The sequence below is a fragment of the Natrinema altunense genome (genome assembly GCF_000731985.1).
Taxonomy (GTDB): Archaea; Halobacteriota; Halobacteria; order Halobacteriales; family Natrialbaceae; genus Natrinema; species Natrinema altunense.
Window position 1 is genome coordinate 73,349 of the sequence record NZ_JNCS01000010.1, and the last position, 16,459, is coordinate 89,807.

Annotated in this window: 11 protein-coding genes; 8 read left to right on the forward strand and 3 right to left on the reverse strand. The window is 65.0% G+C overall.

Features of this window, described 5'->3' with window-relative positions:
* Positions 1-51 precede the first annotated feature (51 nt).
* Entirely contained in the window at positions 52-1,605 is a 1,554-nt protein-coding gene (locus ALTAJ2_RS15420) for a long-chain-fatty-acid--CoA ligase (protein ID WP_007110347.1), read from the forward strand.
* 135 nt (positions 1,606-1,740) lie between these two features.
* Positions 1,741-2,880 carry an acyl-CoA dehydrogenase family protein gene (locus tag ALTAJ2_RS15425; RefSeq protein WP_007110346.1) on the forward strand — a complete coding sequence of 380 codons (1,140 nt, stop codon included), beginning with the start codon at positions 1,741-1,743 and terminating at the stop codon, positions 2,878-2,880.
* A 210-nt stretch (positions 2,881-3,090) separates the two neighbouring features.
* On the opposite strand, the gene ALTAJ2_RS15430 is transcribed toward ALTAJ2_RS15425, so the two are convergent.
* Positions 3,091-4,233, reverse strand: a complete 1,143-nt coding sequence (locus ALTAJ2_RS15430; RefSeq protein ID WP_007110345.1) for a thiolase family protein — start codon at positions 4,231-4,233, stop codon at positions 3,091-3,093.
* Positions 4,234-4,402: 169 nt separating this feature from the next.
* Entirely contained in the window at positions 4,403-4,753 is a 351-nt protein-coding gene (locus tag ALTAJ2_RS15435; RefSeq protein ID WP_007110344.1) for a hypothetical protein, read from the reverse strand.
* A 250-nt stretch (positions 4,754-5,003) separates the two neighbouring features.
* Between ALTAJ2_RS15435 and ALTAJ2_RS15440 the strand changes: the two genes are divergently transcribed.
* The 3 genes from ALTAJ2_RS15440 (at position 5,004) to ALTAJ2_RS15450 (ending at position 11,355) form a co-directional block, all read left to right on the forward strand.
* Positions 5,004-5,891 (forward strand): 3-hydroxyacyl-CoA dehydrogenase family protein, encoded by an 888-nt coding sequence (locus tag ALTAJ2_RS15440; RefSeq protein WP_007110343.1) that lies wholly within the window; start codon positions 5,004-5,006, stop codon positions 5,889-5,891.
* Between the two features lie 364 nt (positions 5,892-6,255).
* On the forward strand, positions 6,256-9,330 hold the full coding sequence (locus ALTAJ2_RS15445; protein WP_007110342.1) for an FAD-binding and (Fe-S)-binding domain-containing protein: 3,075 nt from the start codon (positions 6,256-6,258) through the stop codon (positions 9,328-9,330).
* A 771-nt stretch (positions 9,331-10,101) separates the two neighbouring features.
* A complete protein-coding gene (locus ALTAJ2_RS15450) occupies positions 10,102-11,355 on the forward strand; it encodes a Cdc6/Cdc18 family protein (protein ID WP_007110341.1) in 1,254 nt (417 codons plus the stop codon).
* Positions 11,356-11,958: 603 nt separating this feature from the next.
* Here the strand turns inward: ALTAJ2_RS15450 and ahbB are convergent.
* Positions 11,959-12,999: a siroheme decarboxylase subunit beta gene (gene ahbB / locus ALTAJ2_RS15455; RefSeq protein WP_007110340.1), complete on the reverse strand. Its 1,041-nt coding sequence runs from the start codon at positions 12,997-12,999 to the stop codon at positions 11,959-11,961.
* A gap of 886 nt (positions 13,000-13,885) precedes the next feature.
* On the opposite strand from ahbB, the gene ALTAJ2_RS15460 reads away from it, so the two are divergent.
* The 3 genes from ALTAJ2_RS15460 (at position 13,886) to ALTAJ2_RS15470 (ending at position 16,450) form a co-directional block, all read left to right on the forward strand.
* The gene (locus tag ALTAJ2_RS15460) at positions 13,886-14,164 is read left to right on the forward strand and encodes a hypothetical protein (protein WP_007110339.1); all 279 of its coding nucleotides are present in this window, start codon (positions 13,886-13,888) and stop codon (positions 14,162-14,164) included.
* A 14-nt stretch (positions 14,165-14,178) separates the two neighbouring features.
* Positions 14,179-15,330, forward strand: a complete 1,152-nt coding sequence (locus tag ALTAJ2_RS15465; protein WP_007110338.1) for a DUF4350 domain-containing protein — start codon at positions 14,179-14,181, stop codon at positions 15,328-15,330.
* 76 nt (positions 15,331-15,406) lie between these two features.
* On the forward strand, positions 15,407-16,450 hold the full coding sequence (locus ALTAJ2_RS15470; RefSeq protein WP_050031486.1) for an AAA family ATPase: 1,044 nt from the start codon (positions 15,407-15,409) through the stop codon (positions 16,448-16,450).
* Positions 16,451-16,459: the final 9 nt, after the last annotated feature.

A 16,459-nucleotide genomic window follows, 5' to 3' on the forward strand; every position in this document is an offset into this window, starting at 1 on the left:
AATTACCGAGTAACAACCCTTTTGTGGGCCTCAGACAACCATACACAAGGTATGACAAATCTCGTGAGGGAAGTCGGCGAGACCGTCGATGCGAACCCGGAATCGCCCGCGATCGCGTATCAAGGGACCGAACGGACCTACGAGGAGTTCTGGGAGCGAGCGGGGCAGTTCGCACAGGCGCTCGAGGACCGCGGCATCGGCGAGGGCGACCGCGTCGGAATCTATCTCCCGAACCTGCCGCAGTTCGTCACCGCCTTCTACGGCACGCTTCGTGCCGGCGGGATCATCGTCCCGATGAATCCCCAGTACAAGGCCCGCGAGATCAGCCACATGCTGGGCGACAGCGGGGCGAAAGCCGTCGTCTCGCTGGCAGACCTCGTTCCCAACGTTCTCGAGGTTCAGGACGAGACGGATGTCGAACAGGTCGTTAGCGTCGGGGCAGACGTCGAAGGAGCCACCGTGTTCGACGACTTCCTCGCGGACGACACCAAAGACGTCGTCGATCGCGCGGATGACGACATCGCGGTCCAGCCGTACACCTCGGGGACGACCGGCACGCCGAAGGGCGTCCTGTTGACCCACCACAATCTGGCCTTTACGACGCGGGCGAACGCGATCGTCCCGCCGGGCGGGTTCCAGGCCACCGACCGACTCATCGGGACGCTCCCGCTGTTCCACATCTACGGCATGTCCGTCGTCATGAACGGCGCGATGTACAGCGGCGGCACCTACTACCCCGTTCCCGAGTGGGACGCGCCGACGGTCATGGACCAACTCGAGGACGACGGGATCACGATCATGTTCGCCGTTCCCGCGATGTTCAACGACATGATCAACCAGCCCGACGCCGCCGAGTACGAGTTCGAGGCGCTGCGCTTTGCCAACTCCGGGGGTGCGAGCCTCCCGCTCGAGGTCCTCGACCGGTTCGAGGAGCTGTGGGACGTCCAACTCAACGAGGGCTACGGGCTGACCGAGACGAGCCCGGTCACCCACGCCAATACGAACGACGCGCGTCGGAAGGGCAGCATCGGGCAACCGCTCGAGGGCGTCGAGGCGAAGATCGTAGACGAGCACTTCGACGAAGTACCCCGCGTCACGGAGGGGCCGATCGACGAGGAGGCGGCCGACCTCCACGAGATTACGGGCGAGCTCGTCATCCACGGCCCCAACGTGATGAAGGAGTACTACGGCCTCCCGGAGGCCAACGAGAAGGCGTTCACCGAGGCGGACGGCAAGCGGTGGTTCCACACCGGTGACATCGGCTACTGGGACGAGGATAACTTCTTCTACGTCGTCGATCGCGAGAAGCACATGATCGTCACCGGCGGCTACAACGTCTATCCGCGCGAAGTCGAGGAGTTGCTGTTCGAACACGAGGACGTTTCCGACGCCGCAGTGGTCGGGATTCCGGACGACCGCCGCGGGGAGACCGTCAAAGCATTCGTCGTCCCCACACCCGACGCCGACGCGACCCCCGAGGATATCAAACAGTACTGCCTGACGAACCTCGCGGAGTACAAACACCCCCGCGAAGTCGAATTCGTCCGGGAGCTTCCCCGAACGACCACCGGCAAGGTCCAGAAGTTCGAACTCCGCGACGAGTAGGCGTCGCGGATCGCCCGGAACCGCACTCGAACGCCGCCCCGTTTCCGCTTCGCAGTCGACGTCGCGACAGGGTTAACAGAAACAAACGTCGGGTGTATCCGAAGCTACTTTGTAAGACGACACCAAGCAAACGATATGGCATTCCAGCTGTCCGCTGAGCACGAGGCGATCCGTGACGCCGTCCGCGAATTCGGCGAAAACGAGCTGAAACCGGTCGCCGAAGAACACGACCGCGAGCACAAGTATCCCGAAGAACTGCGCAGGAAAGCCGCCGAATACGACTTCGTCGCGCCGAACATCCCGATCGAATACGACGGTGCCGGCATGGACAAGATCTCCTCGACGATCGTCACCGAAGAGCTCTGGCGTGCCGACCCCGGTATCGGTTCGGCCGTCGGCTCCGCCGGCTTCGGAACGGACATGATCATCGAGTTCGGCGACGACTGGATGAAAGAGGAGTGGCTGCCGAAGATCGCCAACGGGGAGACCGCCTCCTGTTCGATGATCTCCGAGCCCGCCCACGGCTCGAACGTCGCCGGCATCGAGACGGTCGCCGAGAAGGACGGCGACGAGTACGTCCTCAACGGCAACAAGATGTGGATCACCAACGGGACCGTCGCCGACGTCGGCGTCCTGATGGCCAAGACCAGCCCCGACGAGGGCCACAAAGGCATCACCGCCTTCCTCGTCGAGATGGACCGCGACGGCATCGAGACCGACAAGATCACTAACAAGCTGGGCATCCGCGCCTCCGACCTCGCGGAGGTCGTCGTCGACGACGTTCGCGTCCCCGAGGAGAACGTCATCGGCGAGGTCGACGAGGGCTTTTACCAGCTGATGGAGTTCTTCGCCTCCGGCCGGACCAGCGTCGCCGCCCAGGCCGTCGGTGCCGCCCAGGGTGCACTCGACGCCGCCATCGAGTACGCCAACCAGCGCGAGCAGTTCGACCAGAAGATCTCGGACTTCCAGGCCATCCAGCACAAGATCGCCGAGATGGCCACCAAGGTCGAAGCCGCTCGCTCGCTGACCTACCGCGCCGCGACTCAGGTCGAGCAGGAGAACCAGGACGTCGCCGCGCAGTACTCGAGCATGGCGAAGTACTTCGCGAGCGAGATCTCGGTCGAAGTCGCCGACGAGGGGATTCAGGTCCACGGCGGCTCGGGCTACGTCACGGACTACCCCGCCGAGCGCTACTACCGCGACGCCCGCATCACGAAGATCTACGAGGGCACCAGCGAGATCCAGAAGAACATCATCGCCGACCAGATCCTGTAATCGGGCGCCACTCGCGGACGGCTCCGGGACGCGAACCTTCGATATTTTTGCAGTCCGTAACTGGATCGCTGTCACGCTTTCGTAGAGCCAGGACGGCCTCCATCGATAATCGGCCTCGTACTCTCGAATTCGGATTTCACAGCGAACACTGGCAAACGCGAGAAGAGACCGGCTCGAGTCCGTTCGGTCGACCAGCGACGCGGGCCGCCCTTACTGCTCCGGCACGCGGAACTCGATCGCCGCACCCTGCCCGTAGCCGACGCACATCGTCGAGAGGCCGAGGCCGCCGCCCCGACGCTGCAGTTCGTGGATCAGCGTGACGGGCAGGCGAGCGCCCGACGCGCCGAGCGGGTGGCCGATGGCGATCGCGCCGCCGTTGACGTTGAACCGTCCGTCGTCGAAGCCGAGTTCGTCCCGGCAGTAGATCGTCTGGCTCGCGAAGGCCTCGTTGAGTTCCACGAGGTCGTAGTCGTCGGCCGAGCGGCCGTTGCGATCCCAGATCCCCCGCACCGCGGGAACCGGTCCGATCCCCATGACCGTGGGATCGACACCCGCGACGTTGTGGTCCTCGATTGCAGCCATGATCTCGAGTCCCTCCTGCTCGGCGAACTCGCGGCTCGTGATGAGGACGCCGGCAGCACCGTCGGAGACCTGCGAGGCGTTGGCGGCGGTGACGGTGCCCGCCTCGCGGAAGGCCGGCGGGAGGCCGGCGATCTTTTCCTTCGTGGTTCCCGGGCGGAGGCCCTCGTCCTCCTCGACAGTGCCGTCCTCGGTTTCGATCGGGACGATCTCCTCGTCGAACGTGCCGTCCTCGGTGGCCTCGCAGGCCCGCTGTTGGCTGCGCGCGCCGTACTCGTCCTGCTGGTCCCGGCTGATATCGTACTTCTCGGCGACTTTCTCGGCGGTCTGCCCCATCGCGAGCCCGGCCGCGTCGTACTGCTCGGCGATGCCGTCGTAGGCGTCGATCCCCTTGCGGCGCTCGTTGCGGGACATGTTCTCGACGCCGCCGGCGACGATGACGTCGCGCTGGCCCGCCCGGATCGCGTCGCTGGCGCTCATGATCGCCTCCGCCGAGGAGGCACAGAGCCGATCGATCGTGGTGCCGGGGACGCCCTCGCCCAGGTCCGACAGGAGGGCGATCACCCGTGCGATGTTGTTGCTCTGCTCGTTGACCTGCTTGGCACACCCCCACCGGATGTCGTCGACGTCCTCGCCCGAGAGGCCGGTCCGCTCGAGCATCTCGTCGACGAGCGGGACCGACAGCTCCTCGCTGCCGGTCTCGGCGAAGACGCCACCGTGTTTCCCTTGCGGCGTTCTGACTGCCTGGACGACGACTGGCTGGCGATCGCTCATTGGTAGTGAGTGCCTCGCTCCGACACTAAAGTAGCTCCGTTCGAGCGGTTTCACCCGTCGATCGGGACACCGTGTGTTCGCCGCTGACGATCGTCCGAACGGAACGGGCTGCAGTAGCGAGCGGCGCTCTCGGTTCCGCGCGGCGCGGCAGTCTCATCTTCGGCCCTGTCTATCGCGTCGCGAGCAGATAGCCGCCGACCAGTACGGTTGTCATGCCGACCGTCCCGTTTGTCCCGACGAGATCGATCGGAACGTCACCATGACCGATCACGAACACCTGTCCGAGACCGAGACTCACGGAGGCGAGCAGAAGCGCGCCGTACAGACCCATGATCGCAGACCCGAGTTCGTCGAGTTGATCCGTCATCACTGCATGGGCCAGCAGTAACGAGCCACAGCCGATCGGGATCGCGATCAGCACGTCGGTCGGCTCCGCCACGAACACGAATCCGGCGAGGAAGATGAACACAGCGTAGACGCTGACCGTGGCGAGCGTTCGGAGGCGGTCCGGGACAGTCATCCGTGTCTAAATACTGCTTGAACACACATATTTCGTTTGATGGTTGGTTCTCCGTAGCTGGGTTGCGAAGGGGTGTGCAGTCATACCGCCCTGCGTCTGCTGCTCGTCCCTCGAGGCCCGCATCCGACTCGAGTACGACCGACAGCACGCGCCGTGAGTTCGCGGATGGAAGGGGCGAGACGGGGTGCAGTCGCGGGGCGCATTTGTTCGAACGGGAACGCTTTTGGGCGCTTCCGCTGTGGCCCCACACATGCAAATCGCAGTTCTTGGAGCCGGAAGCATGGGACACGGAATCGCACAGGTCTCCGCGACGGCGGGTCACGACGTGGTCCTTCGGGACATCGAGGCGGACCTCGTCGAGGACGGACTCGAGGGAATCCGCGAGAACCTCCAGGGCGGTGTCGACCGGGACAAACTCACCGCCGACGAGATGGACGCGGCCCTCGAGCGCATCGAGGGGACGACCGACCTCGCGGGCGCGGTCGCGGACGCCGACCTCGTCGTCGAAGCGGTACCGGAGGACATGGCCCTCAAACAGGAGGTCTTCGCGGACGTCGAGGACGCGACCGGCGAGGACACGATCATCGCGTCGAACACATCCTCGCTGTCGGTGACCGAGATGGCAAGCGCCCTCGAGCATCCCGAGCGGGCGGTAGGGCTGCACTTCTTCAACCCGCCGCATATTATGGACCTCGTCGAGATCGTCATCGCCGAGCAGACCGACGAGCAGACCGAGGCGTTCGCCGTCGACTACGTCCGGGGCATCGACAAGGAGGACGTGGTCGTTCGGGACACCGCCGGCTTCGCCACGTCGCGGCTGGGACTGGCGCTGGGGCTCGAGGCGATCCGGATGGTCGAACAGGGCGTCGCCAGCCCGGCCGACATCGACGAGGGGATGTCGATCGGCTACGGGCACCCGATGGGACCCCTCGAGTTGACCGATCACGTCGGGCTGGACGTCCGCCTGCACATCGCGGAACACCTCCGCGAAGAACTCGGCGAGCGGTTCAAGCCGCCCCAATCACTGCGCCGGAAAGTCCGTGCGGGCAAGCTCGGCAAGAAGACCGGCGAGGGCTACTACGTCTGGGAAGACGGCGAGCGCGTCGGCATGAGCGGCGAGTGGGGCGACGACGCGTAACGCTGCCGCCGTCGGTCGCCGCGTTGCGGGACGGCTCCGAGACGGAAATCACCCCAACTAGTTAGGCAAATCGTTTGTTTCGACGCCGCGGCTACCAGAAGTACCGCCCGCCGGTCGGGCGGCGGCCCCGGGGGCGCACGTGGAAAAACGACGGGGCCACTTTCGGATTCGGTCATCGTGGCGGGCACCGAACCGCCCGCGTATCGGCCGGGTGGTCCGAGATCCACCATCCGGCATTACCGTTTCCCGCCGACCGATGCGTCGAGCCCGACGCCCGGATAGACGACGCCGATATGGCGGCGGAGAGCCGCGACGGACCGTCGGAACGCGGGTACTTTTAGCCGCGCCTGCGTAAGGGTGACGTATGTCCCTGGAGCCGAGCGCCGACCCGGCCGCCGACCGGCGAGCGAACTACGACTATCGGAGCGATGACGTCGATCGCCCGGCCCTGGTCGCTGACCTCGAGACGGTCGGCGACTGCGAGGTCCGAGCCGACTCCTACTCCCGCGAACTGTACGCGACCGATGCGAGCGCCTACGAGCGGACGCCGATCGCCGTCGCCTTCCCCGAGTCGACCGCCGACGTCGCGGGCATCCTCGAGTACTGTGCGGAGCGGCGGATTCCGGTCCTGCCGCGAGGTGGGGGGACGAGCCTCGCCGGGCAGACGGTCAACCGGGCCGTCGTACTCGACTTCACACGGTACATGAACGACATCCTCGAGATCGATCCGGACGCCCGGACCGCAACGGTCCAGCCCGGGACGATACTCGGGACGCTCAACGAGACCCTCGCACCTCACGGCCTCAAGTTCGCACCCGATCCCGCGTGGGGCGACAAGAGCGCCATCGGCGGCGCGATCGGCAACAATTCGACCGGGTCACACTCGCTGCAGTACGGCAAAACCGACGCCTATATCGAAGGAGTCGAAGTCGTCCTCGCCGACGGTACCGTTACCCGGTTCGGCGAAGTCACCGTCGCCGAGATCAGCGAGCGGGCCGACCCCGACGGCGACCTCGAGAGCCGAATCTACGCCGCGGTCAAGCGTATCCTCGCGGACGACGCGGATCGCATCGCGGACACGTATCCCGACCTCAAGCGCAACGTGTCCGGCTACAACCTCGACCGGCTCGTCGCCGAGGCCCGCGGCGAGGACCTGCCCGGCGGCGAGGACACCGGCGAGCCGGGGACCGTCAACCTCGCGCGCCTGCTCGCCGGCAGCGAGGGAACCCTGGCGATCGTCACCGAAGCGACCGTCTCGCTCGAGCCGGTCCCCGAGACGAAGGCCGTCGCCCTGCTGTGCTATCGCGACCTCCACGAGGCGATGCGGGACGTCGAGCCGATCGTCGCACACGATCCCGCGGCGGTCGAGGTGTTAGACGACGTGTTGCTCGATCTGGCGCGCGATACCGCGGAGTTCGGGCCAGTCACCGAGATGCTCCCCGACGGGACCAACGCCGTCCTGCTCGTGGAGTTCTACGCCGAGGAGACGGCCCACGGTGAGAGGCGAGTCGCGGGCCTGCTGGCCGACCGCGTGCCGTCGGCGACGCCGGCGGGGAAGCCGGCCGACGACGCCCCCGCCAGCGATGCCGACCCCCTCGCGCTCGAGGCGCTTGAGGCCTACGACGAGGCCGAGCGCGCGAAGCTCTGGAAGCTCCGCAAGTCCGGCCTCCCGATCCTGCTCTCGCGGACGACCGACGCGAAGCACATCAGCTTCATCGAGGACACCGCGATCCCGCCAGCGAAGCTCCCCGAGTTCGTCGCGGAGTTCGAGGCGATCCTCGAGCGACACGATACCTACGCCAGTTTCTACGCCCACGCCGGCCCCGGCGTGCTCCACGTCCGGCCGCTGGTGAACACGAAGACCGAGGTCGGCCTCGAGCAACTCCACGGCATCGCGGACGACGTGACCGACCTCGTCGTCGAGTTGGGGGGTTCAGTCTCGGGCGAACACGGCGACGGTCGCGCCCGGACACAGTGGAACCGGAAGCTCTACGGCGACGACCTCTGGGCGACGTTTCAGGACCTCAAGACCGCCTTCGATCCCGACTGGCTCCTCAACCCGGGCCAGGTCGTCTTCCGCGAAGACGAGCCCACCGACCTGCGGGAGCACCTGCGGTTCGATCCCGACTCCGAGTTCGACGCGGGTTTCGAGCCCGTACTCGAGTGGGACAACGACAACGGCATGCAGGGAATGGTCGAACTCTGTCACGGCTGCGGTGGCTGTCGCGGCGAACAGGAGACGACGGGCGGCGTGATGTGTCCGACCTACCGGGCGAGTCAGGAGGAGATCACGGCGACGCGGGGGCGGGCGAACGCGCTCCGGCAGGCGATGAGCGGCGATCTCGAGCCCGACGAGGCCGTCTCCGACGAGTTCGTCGAGGAAGTGATGGGGCTGTGTATCGGCTGCAAGGGCTGTGCCATCGACTGTCCGAGCGAGGTCGACATGGCGAAGCTCAAGGCCGAAGTCACCCACGAGTACCACCAGCGAAACGGCGCGACGCTCCGGGACCGACTCTTCGCCAACGTCGGAACCCTCTCGCGATGGGGGAGCAAACTCGCCCCGCTCTCGAACGCCCTGGCGAAGCTCCCGGGCGCGCGCAAGGCGCTCGAGGTGACCCTCGGAATCGATGCCGACCGACCGCTGCCGACGTTTCACGGGACGACGTTTCGGGACTGGTTCGACGAACGAGGCGGCGCTCGCGTGAGCGAAGCCGACGCCGCCCGCAAGGCCGTCCTCTATCCCGATACCTACACTAACTACAGCCATCCCGAGGCCGGACAGGCCGCCGTTCGCGTGCTCGAGGCCGCCGGCATCCACGTCACCGTCCCCGACGGCCTCGGCGATACGGGCCGCCCGGCGTTCTCGAAGGGCTTCCTCGAGAAGGCGACAGACGCAGCCCGCGAGAACGTCAATGCGCTTGCACCACGGGTGGCCAACGGCTGGGACGTGGTCGTCATCGAACCCACCGACGCCGTCATGTTCCAATCCGATTACCGCGATCTGCTTCCCTCGGCGGCCGCCGAGACGCTCGCTGACGCGACCTACGGCGTCTGCGAGTACGTCGACACGTTCCGCCTGGACGAGGACATCGCGTTCGACGAGCGTGCGGCGACCGACGACCTGATCTATCACGGCCACTGTCACCAGAAGTCGGTGGCCAAGGATCATCACGCCGTCGGCGTCCTTCGGCGGGCCGGCTACGCGGTCGAGCCGCTCGATTCGGGCTGCTGTGGCATGGCCGGCAGTTTCGGCTACGAGTCCGAACACGCCTCGATGAGCGACGCCATCGCCGGCATTCTGTACGATCAGGTCGCCGACAGCGCGGGCGACCGCGTCGTTGCCCCCGGTGCCTCCTGTCGGACCCAACTCGAGAACAGGTCCGACGCCCAGACGGAGCCGCCGACGCCGATCGAAGTCGTCGCCGACGCGCTCGAGTGACCGAAGACGGATAAACGGAGCCGATATCGACGGCCGTATGACTCGAGACGACGGCGGTGTGGCCGTTTGACCCGATACGGCGGTCACGTATTCCGTTTCTCGATCGTGTTTTGCTGCCCCCCTCGGTCGTGTCTTGCTTCGTTGCTGTTGCTATCATTTGCCCGTTGCCCGGTTGCCGTTTTCCCGGTTGCCGTTGCTGTCGCAACGCTCCGTCTCGATCCGCTCCGTCTCGATCGATCATTACATATCTAGGACCGGATAAAACACACGCACCCCAGGTGTCGAGTGTAGATGGACGAATAGCTATGGGAGAGACCGAGTGCGACCGGATCAGCCAACAATCAGGTATCAACGGTGCGGATAGCATCAGATAGGATGAACTAGAGTGAGGAAGATTTATAACTGATAACTAGAAACGGTACCCGTACTCCACCAATATTGCCACTCGAAAGAGAAACGGGGGTATTCCTAGAAGTCCCTATTAGGAACTCTACGTCTCCTTCTCGGGCACCTACACTCGACACCTGGGGTGTGGGAGTACGTTTCACTGCGTTCCCACAAGGTGTGTTTCCGGGAGGGAGGCTCGATCGCTGATCGGGGACTGTACATCCTGCGTCTGTGCGCTCCAATTCACTCGACATGAGGGCTATCAGCCGCTGTGTGACATCGTTTACACAGGCCCTGTTTGCACTGATTTCCGCACTCTACACCCGACAGCTGGTGTCTCCGAATCACCAGTCTATAAATAACCCCCATCGGTACGTGATGGGTATGGAAGACGGTACCGGTGGCGAAAACGGGTCCCTCGAGGAGTTCTGGGCGACGGAGGACCCGATATTCAGCCGCAAGGAACTCCTCGATATCGACCTCGTTCCGAACGAAGACCGGATCATCGGCAGGGACAGCGAAATCAAGAACGTCGCCTCGAGCATTCATCCCGCGGTGAAAGGCCAGTCCCCCCGAAATACGCTCATTTATGGCAAAACGGGAACCGGGAAGTCCCTCGTCGCGAAACACGTCACCAGGAGTGCCCAGCAGTATTCGGTCGAAAACGGGACCGAACTGGGGCGGGCGTACGTCGACTGTACGCAGACGAAGACCGAAACGCGTGTCGTGATCAATCTGGCACAGACGCTGAACGATCCGGAAGAGACGGGCATCAGTATCCCTGTCACCGGATTATCGACCGACGTCTACTACGAGCGCTTTTGGTCGATTCTCGATCACTGCTACGACGTCGCGATCATCATTCTCGACGAGATCGACAAACTCCAGGACAGCGAGATCCTCATGCAACTGTCCCGCGCGGGGGAAGCGGGAAAGCTCGACTCCTGTAGCGTGGGGATCATCGCGATCAGCAACAAGATCTCGTTCAAGGAATCGCTCGACGAACGGATCCTCAGTAGCCTGCAAGACCGTGAGTTCGTGTTTCCACCGTACGATGCGAATCAACTCCGCGAGATCATGTCCAACCGCGAGGATGCCTTCAGGGACGGCGTTCTCTCGGACGACGTCATCCCATTGAGCGCCGCGTTCGCCGCCCAAGAGCACGGCGATGCGCGGAAAGCACTCGATATCCTTCGAAACGCCGGCGAACTGGCAAAGGACGGGGACGCCGAGGAAGTCACCGAAGAGCACGTCCGGAACGCTCGAGAGAGGGCCGATATCGACCGGTTTTCCCAGCTGCTCGAGGGGCAACCGACACAAATCAAGGCGTCCGTCTACGCGCTGTCGCTGCTCGCGGAGCAACACAGCGATCGGGAGGAGTTCGCGACCCGCGAGATTTACGAGACGTACCAGACCATCACGTCGGATAGCGCTCTCGGGATCGAAACACTCTCCCAGCGCCGAATGAGCGACAAACTCGACGAACAGGTCTTCCTCGATATTCTCGGACGGACCGAGCGGGTCGGACGCGGGTACAGCAGCGGCGTGACGAATTACTACTACCTACTGGAGGACCCGTCCGTCGTACAGGCCGTGATTCACGACGACAACCGGTTTTCGGAACTCGATCGAACATAACTGCGGGAATTCACTCGACAGTTGGGGTGACCCGGTAGATCTAGGCCATACTCGACAGTCGGAGTGGCCCGGTCGATCGGACCCGCACTCGACGGTCGAGGTCGCTCGTTAGGCCGGACCCGTTTTTCGGGAGATTTCACTCGACACCTGGGGTGTGTGACAGGTCACCCGCCGCTCGAGGGGCATGTCTCGCTATCACATTTCACTCGACGGGTGGGGTGGTCCGATTCGCAAAAACCGAGACAAGGACATCTATCGTCCGATTTTGGGCACTTACATTCGACGCCCGGGGTATTCGGGGCGGTGCGCTCGACGACCGGGCTGACTCACTGGTCGGGTCCGAATTTCATTCGACGGCCGGGGTCTCGAGTTCCGAAGCGGGAGCGGCAAGCGCTCTCCGGCCCGTAATCCACCGAGATCACTCGACGCGTGGCTGCGGTACGCCTCGCGGACCAGAACGCGACCCCTTTCAAACGCCGCGTCGCTGAAAGAAGCGACAGTCGAGTTATCGCCCGCTGCTCGAGGCGGGCCGCGGCGAACTCGACGACTGAAACCGGACCGAGCTCACCGATGACTCCTGAGTCTGGTCCGCGGCAGGGCGACTCAGCGGCCGACCAGCTCGTCGTAGCGCGCGCCGGTCTGTTTCAGCGTCTCGGTCGAGTACAGGCGCTCGTGGTCGACGGGGAGGTAGTCGGCGGCGAGTTCGTCGATCTTCGCGTCGACGGCCTCGGGATCGCGGCCGTGGATCATCGTAAACAGGTTGTACGGCCACTGCTGGTCGGGTCGGCGGGGCCGGTGGTAACAGAGGGTAACGTACGGCAGCCCGCCTGCTCGCTCACCCCACTCGTCGAGGGACTCGTCTGGCACGTCCCAGACGACCATGCAGTTGGCGTCGAACCCCGTCACGACGTGGTTGATCACGCAGCCGATGCGCTTGATACAGCCGCGCTCGAGCAGTCGCTCGACGGCCGCGAGCACGTCCGCAACGTCGTCACCGATCTCGTCGGCGATGTCGCGGTACGGCGTCGCCGACAGCGGGAACCCGTCCTGAATCTCGAGCAGCAGGTCGGCCTCGAGCGCGGAGAGATCGCCCGTCGCTTCCTCGCTGATTCGGGTCGCGGCGGAGTCCAGTCGCTCCGCGAGCGATTCGCGTGCGAAGCGGTCGCCGTTGACGACGGGGAACTCGAGGTCGATGTAGTAGTCCGTCAGCATCGGCAGGTTCAGAACGTCACAGCCGGTACGGCGCTCGATGTCGGTGAGAATCTCGTCGCGCGCGTCCTGCGAGCCGGCGGTGACGACGAACCACATGTTCCACTCGTGGTCGCGGGCGTAGTTGTGGTTGACCTGCCGGTAGTCGTTGACGATCGTCGCGATCTCGTCGAAGCGGTCCGCGGGGGCCTGGACCGCCGCGAGCGTCGACGAACCGATCACGGGCGGGTTGAGGACCGCACCGAACCGACGGGCGATGCCGGTCTCCCGCAGGGTGCGGACGCGGTCGACTGCCGCCGCTTCGTCGATTCCGAGGTCGGCAGCGACGCGGCGAAACGGACGTTCATCGACCGGGAAGCCGCTCTGATAGCCGTCGATCAGCGCCGCGTCCACGTCGTCGATGGCCTCTCGCCAGTTCCCCGACAGGGTGCTCATTGGTTGCCCTAGGGAGAAGGGGGCCGTATCGTTTTCGGGTCCGCTCGAGTCGGCTCGCAGGACACCACGGGGAAGTGTGCGATCACGTCGCGGAGGCCGACGCTCGCCTCGCGGTCGGCAGTGTCGCCGTCGTGGCGACCGAGGGTGACGGGCCACTGCCGATTCGAAGGGCCGGCTTTCGACAGGAATGACAGAATAGAATGATATCTGTTAGTGCTACAATAGAGCTGTGATTCAGCAGATCGAAGTTGATCGAACCGATCAGTCGTATCGCCTCGCTCCGTTCGCTCTCGAGACGAAAGTATCCCGAAAACGCTTTTTAGCGGTCAAAATACGCGGTTCCGGTGTGGTCGCCACCAACGCCGGGACGGAACCGAACGGAAATCGATAGCGAGAGAAAGCCGACAGCAGAAGTATATTACAAATCTTATTTCTATATAACAATCAGATCTCATATAGTATCGGCGAAACCCCACTACTGACTTTCGATCCCCTCATCGGTACGAGGAAGTTCCGACGAGTCCCGCGGACCGGTCTCGAGGCAACCTTGACGGACGACTATCCACACATCTCTTACAGACGTATGATCGTAATACCTAGTCGGTCCGATCGATCAACGCCGTTCATCAGCGAGCCGTCCGGAAACGGATGTGGCGTTTCATCTAGTATTACCGAGTTAGTATCCGTGATTCTCTCAGGGTTAGTATGCGAGGAGGGCCATAGTACGAAACCACGTCGGGAGATATCGCGCCCGTTGGGGCACCGGGCAACGTCGCAATCGCACCCGTTCGGACCCCGGACAGCGTCGCACCCGCTGGGAATAGTTTCCCCCTACTGCTCGGTACATACCATATAGTTAGAGCTCTCGAGGACGAAGGGACGCCGAATGGCGACCCCGCGTCGGATGCGGTTCGTCCGTGGACAGCTCGCCTGGATGGTAGCGACGGTACTCCTCTTGTCTGTATTCGGTTCGCTCTCCGCCGAACTGTTCTTCACCTGTTCGCTGATCGGGTTGCTCGTCGTCACCGAACTCACCGCACCGGGCAACGCGACGCCGACGTGGCGGTCGCGGCTGCGGTGGCTCACGGCACTCGGGCTCGTCGGGTTCGCCTCGCTCGTCGCCCGCCGACTTCTCGCGGTGCTGCCACCGGAGGTGGTCCCGTGAGATGGGACGCCGGCATGGTCGACGACGGTGACCTCGTCTGGCCCCGCGTCCTTCTGTTCGCGCTCACGCTGGTGACCGTCGTCGCACTGGTTGTCGTCGCGGCGACATCCACGACGGCGTTCAGCCCACACAACCCCACCTGGGACGGCGCGACCGACCTCCGCAACGAGATCGAGACAGAGCCCGGCGTCGAGAGCGAACTCGTCCGGGATTCGACGAGGTACGGGGCGTTTTCCGACGCCTCCGCCGCCGACGGAACGGTCGCGTTCGTCGTCGCACCGGCGAGCCCCTACACCGACACGGACGCCGCGCGGATCAGGACGTTCGTCGAGAACGGCGGGACGCTCGTCGTCTTCGAGAGCGTCGGCGAGAACGGGAACGAGCTACTGGCCGACGTCGGTGCGACGGCCCGCGCGGACGGCCGCCTGCTACGCGACGAGTACGAGAACGACGGCGGGCCGGCGATGCCGGTCGCGACCGGCGTCGAGAACCACTCGCTGACCGACGGGGTCGACCGGTTGACGCTCAACTACGCGACGGCGATCGAACCGGGAACGGAGAACGCGACGGTGCTCGCAACGACGAGCGATCTCGCCTATCTGACACCCGAGGACGATCGGCTCGAGCCCGGCGACCAACTCGGCACGCATCCGGTCGCGACCGTGGAGAACGTCGGTCGGGGACGGGTCGTCGCGGTCGGCGATCCCAGCCTCGTGATCAATGCGATGCTCGACCGACCGGACAACGGTCGGTTCGTTCGGGAGCTGTACGCCGATTCCGACCGCGTCCTGCTGGATGTCTCGCACGCCGCCGACCTCCCGCCGCTGACCGCGGCGGTCCTGACGATACGCGACGCCCGACCGCTCCAGGTGCTGCTCGGCGTCGGCGGCGTCGTCGCGATCGCGGCGGCATCCGGGCAACGCGCTCGGTCGATCGGGGCGCGCGCCCGGCGACTGCTGTTCGGCGACCGCACCCGACGCGCCGACCCGGGCGAGGGAATGGGTCAGTCGGGGCAGCCGTCGTCCTCGATGCCCCACCCGTCCGACGCGGAGCGGGACGCGATCGTGCGACGGCGTCTCGAGCGGGGCGACGACCGGGTCCAGCGCGTGAGAGGGGACGGTAACCGTATCCGTCGGGACGACGATGACCGCGATACCGTCGACTGAACGGGCTCGAGTCGCGCGGCGGAAGGAGAACCGAACGCGACCGACACGACCCGACGGACCGGACACCGATCGACCAATGACCGAGAACGATCCGAGAGCCGACGACAGTCGTACAGACAGCGGGGACCCGGACGCGATCTACAACGCGTTACGTGCGGAGATCGGTCGCGTCCTCATCGGCAACGACGACGCGGTCGAACTGCTCACCATCGCGCTGCTGACGCGCGGCCACCTCCTGCTCGAGGGGGTCCCCGGCGTGGCGAAGACGACGCTCGCGAACCTCTTCGCCCGCGCGAGCGGCCTCGAGTACAACCGCGTCCAGATGACACCCGACATCCTGCCGGCGGACATCACCGGCACGGAGATCTACCGGGAGAGCGGAGAGGCGTTCGAGCTCCAGCGAGGCCCGGTCTTCGCCAACGTCGTCGTCGCCGACGAGATCAACCGTGCGACGCCGAAGACCCAGAGCGCCCTGCTCGAGGCCATGCAGGAGCGCCACGTCACTATCGGCGGCGAGACCCTCGCGTTGCCGCGGCCGTTCATGGTCATCGCGACGCAGAACCCGATCGAGATGGAGGGGGTCTTCGAGCTCCCGGAGGCCCAGCGCGACCGCTTCCAGTTCAAACACCGGATCGACCTCCCCGACGAGGACGCCGAACTGAACCTCGTCGACCGCTTCGACGGCGAGCCGATGCTCGGGCCGACGGCGGTCGAGCAGGTGGTCGACCGCGAGGAGATACTTACAGCGCGGGAGCGCGCCGACGACGTTCACGTCGCCCGCCCGGTCAAGCAGTATCTCGTCGATCTCGTCGGGGCGACGCGGTCACACCCCGACGTCGCTCACGGAGCGTCGCCGCGCGCGACGCTCGCGTCCCTCAACGGAGTCAAGGCACGCGCCGCGATCCGCGGTCGCGAGTACGTCATCCCGGACGACGTGAAGGCGCTGGCCGAACCGATTCTGGCCCATCGTCTCGTGTTGACGACCGATGCCGGGCTGAGCGACGTCGCCGCGGCTGACGTGATCGCGGACGTCATCGAGTCCGTCGACGTTCCGGGGACCGAGGTCGCGATCGAGCAGGAGGCGACGAGCGGCGGCGACGGTGCGTCGCCGGCGGAGTGACGCCGATGC